The 2,763-nt window shown below is 73.1% G+C and carries 3 protein-coding genes and 1 pseudogene; 3 read left to right on the top strand and 1 reads right to left on the bottom strand.

The genetic code is table 11. The features are described from left to right. The 3 genes and pseudogenes from K1Y73_RS21775 to K1Y73_RS21765 all read left to right on the top strand — a co-directional run. Positions 1-477 (top strand): annotated as a pseudogene (locus K1Y73_RS21775) (ABC transporter permease); the annotation flags it as partial. After that, the gene (locus K1Y73_RS21770) at positions 474-1,121 is read left to right on the top strand and encodes an ATP-binding cassette domain-containing protein (protein ID WP_225030504.1); all 648 of its coding nucleotides are present in this window, start codon (positions 474-476) and stop codon (positions 1,119-1,121) included. The pseudogene K1Y73_RS21775 and the gene K1Y73_RS21770, both read left to right, overlap by 4 nt. 121 nt (positions 1,122-1,242) lie before the next feature. Further along, on the top strand, positions 1,243-1,767 hold the full coding sequence (locus K1Y73_RS21765) for a CAP domain-containing protein (RefSeq protein WP_225030502.1): 525 nt from the start codon (positions 1,243-1,245) through the stop codon (positions 1,765-1,767). Between the two features lie 101 nt (positions 1,768-1,868). On the opposite strand, the gene K1Y73_RS21760 is transcribed toward K1Y73_RS21765, so the two are convergent. Then, positions 1,869-2,763: divergent polysaccharide deacetylase family protein (locus tag K1Y73_RS21760; protein ID WP_225030501.1), on the bottom strand; the 895-nt coding region annotated here is incomplete at its 5' end.

The raw sequence follows: 2,763 nt of genomic DNA, 5'->3' as shown, positions 1-2,763 counted from the left end.
ATCCCGCAGAGCGCCGTCCTGCCGGGGCTGCAGGCGCTGGCGCTGACGCTGGGCGCGGGGGGCACCGCGGCGGTGCTGGCCGGGCATCTGATCTTCGTCCTGCCCTATGTCTATCTGTCGCTGGCTCCGCCCTTCCGCGCGCTGGACCCGCGGCTTGCGCCCCTGTCGGCGAAGCTGGGCCTCGGCCCCGGCGCCACCTTCCGCCGCCTGCTGCTGCCGCTGCTGTTGCGCCCGCTGCTGACCGCAGCCGCGGTCGGGCTGGCCGTGTCGACCGGGCAATATCTGCCGACGCTTCTTCTGGGCGGCGGGCGGGTCGCCACGCTGACGACCGAGGCGCTGGCGCTGTCCTCGGGCGGCAACCGGCGGCTGATCGGCGCCTATGCGCTGTTGCAGATGCTGCTGCCGGCCTTGGGCTTTGCCCTGGCGCTGGCCCTGCCCGCGCTGATCTGGCGCCAGCGCCGGGGGATGGCGGCATGAACGCAGGACAGGGTTTGCAGATCGAGGCGCTGACCGTCACCCCGCCCGGGGCAGCCACGCCCCTGGTGCGGTTAAGTGCAACCGTCGGCCCGGGTCAGATCCTGACGGTCATGGGGCCTTCGGGCGCGGGGAAATCCACGCTGCTGGCTGCGCTGATCGGCAGCCTGCCCGGCGGGTTCCGGGTCACCGGGCGGGTGCTGCTGGACGGGCGCGAGGTGACCGGGCTTCCGACCGAGGCGCGGCGGATCGGCATCCTGTTCCAGGACGCGCTGCTGTTTCCGCATCTGTCGGTCGCGGGCAACCTGGCCTTCGGCCTGCCCGCCGCCTGGCGCGGCCCGGACCGGACGGCGCGGATCGCCGCAGCACTGCAGGAAGCCGGCCTGCCGGGCTTTGGCCCGCGCGATCCGGCCACCCTGTCGGGGGGCGAGCGCGCCCGCGTGGCCCTGATGCGCACCCTTCTGGCCGAGCCGCGGGCGCTGCTGCTGGACGAACCCTTTGCCCGGCTTGATGCCGCGCTGCGCGCCCGCATCCGCCGCTTCACCTTCGACACCGCCCGTGCCCGCGGCCTGCCGGTGCTGCTGGTGACCCATGATGCGGAAGACGCGGCCGAGGCCGGCGGGCCGATCGTGCCGCCGCTGGCCTGACAGGCGATCGCGACAAACCGGCCCATCGGCCGCAGTCTTGCCGCAAGCCTGCCGCCTTGTGGCACCCCTCGCGCTTCAGGCTGCGGTCACCCCCCCCGCTCTGCCCGGAAAGGAGACCCATATGCCGCCGACCCGCCGCCTTCTGTCCTTTCATCTCGCCCTTCTCCTTGGCCTTGCCGCGCTGGGAGCCGGCCTGCCGCCCCATCGCGCCGAGGCGGGGGGCGGGGCCGGCTGCGCCCTGCCCGAAGCCAGCGCCACCCTGCGGGCCGAGCTTCTGGCCGGGATCAATGCCGAACGCCGCGCGCGCGGCCTGCCCGCTTTGGTGCTGAATGCCGCGTTGGACCGGGCCGCGCAGGGCCATGCCTGCGACAATGCCCAGCGCCATTCGATCAGCCACGATTCGGCCGATGGCAGCCATCTGCAACAGCGGTTGCGGCGGGTGGGCTATGACTTCCACATCGCCGCCGAGAACACCGGCCGCGGCTTCGCCACGCCGCATCGGGCGGTGGAATGGTGGATGAACTCGCCCCATCACAAGGACAACATGCTGCTGCGCCAGGCGCGTGAGATCGGCATCGGCATCGCCCTGTCCGAAGCGCCCGACAGCCGCCTGCATTGGGTGATCGACCTTGGAACCACGCAATAGGCCCGCAGGCCCGGCCGGATCGCGGTTGTGGTTGCGGTTGCGGATGCGGTGACGGCAGGCGGCGCGCCGGGTTGCCGTTCGGCCCCCGCCGCCCCCGCCGCTCAGTCCAGCGTCAGGACGGCGCTGACCGGCGCAAGCGCCACGGTGGCGGCCCGGCCCTCGACCGACCATTCCAAAAGCGCGGCCACGGTTTCGGGCCGGGTGGTGCCGACCACGGTCACCCGCCCCTCTTGCGCCGCCTTGAAGGCCGCGCGGTCCAGATAGCGGCGGATCACCGGCGCGGCTTCGCCCTCGGTATCCAAAGCGCGGAAGGCCACGGCCGCAGGCACATCCTCGCGCCGGGCGACCTGATCGGCGGCGTTCAGCCCCTGATCCCAGGTCACCAGACCCAGCCCCTCGGCCCCCACGACCGGCACGACCAGCGTCGCGGTCGGACGGTCGCCCTGGAAGCCGCCCTGCTGCGGCGCCATCACCGCCACCGCCTGCGGCAGAGCCTGGAACATCGCCTGGAAGGCCACTTCCACATCCGAGGCCTGGGCGCCCTGCGGCAGGCCGGTGGCCAGCATCAGCACCTCTTGCCCGGCATCGCGATAGATCTGGGCCTGGGCGGCGGCCTCGGGCGACAGCGGGTCCAGCGCGAAACTGACCGGGAAGGGCAGATCGGCCAGCGCCGCCCGGTCCAGCGCCGGATCGCCATTGTCGATCAGAATCACCGTGAACAGCGGCTTTTCGGCCGGGTTTTCAAAGGGGCGCGCATTGCGGGCAAGCGGGCGGTCATCCGCGGGCGCGGCGGCCGGATCCGCCGCCCCGTCCCCCGACGGTTCGGGGCCCGGCTCCGGGCCCGGCTCCGGGGCGGGCGCCGGATCGGCGCCGATCCGCGGCAGGCGGTCCTCGACGACGGCGGACTCGCCCGCGCCGGGCAGCGCGGAAATATCGGCGTCGATCTTGCGCTGCATCAGCGCCGAAAGCGCCGTGGGCACGGTGATCAGATAGGTC

Source organism: Xinfangfangia pollutisoli (assembly GCF_020179405.1).
Taxonomy (GTDB): Bacteria; Pseudomonadota; Alphaproteobacteria; order Rhodobacterales; family Rhodobacteraceae; genus Pseudogemmobacter; species Pseudogemmobacter pollutisoli.
Note: the sequence above shows the minus strand (reverse complement) of the source record. Positions and strands in the feature narration are given on the sequence as shown.

Excerpts from the sequence above, each read along its gene's own strand:
- K1Y73_RS21770 (WP_225030504.1), top strand. The coding sequence starts at position 474 with ATGAACGCAGGACAGGGTTTGCAGATCGAGGCGCTGACCGTCACCCCG.
- K1Y73_RS21765 (WP_225030502.1), top strand. The coding sequence starts at position 1,243 with ATGCCGCCGACCCGCCGCCTTCTGTCCTTTCATCTCGCCCTTCTCCTT.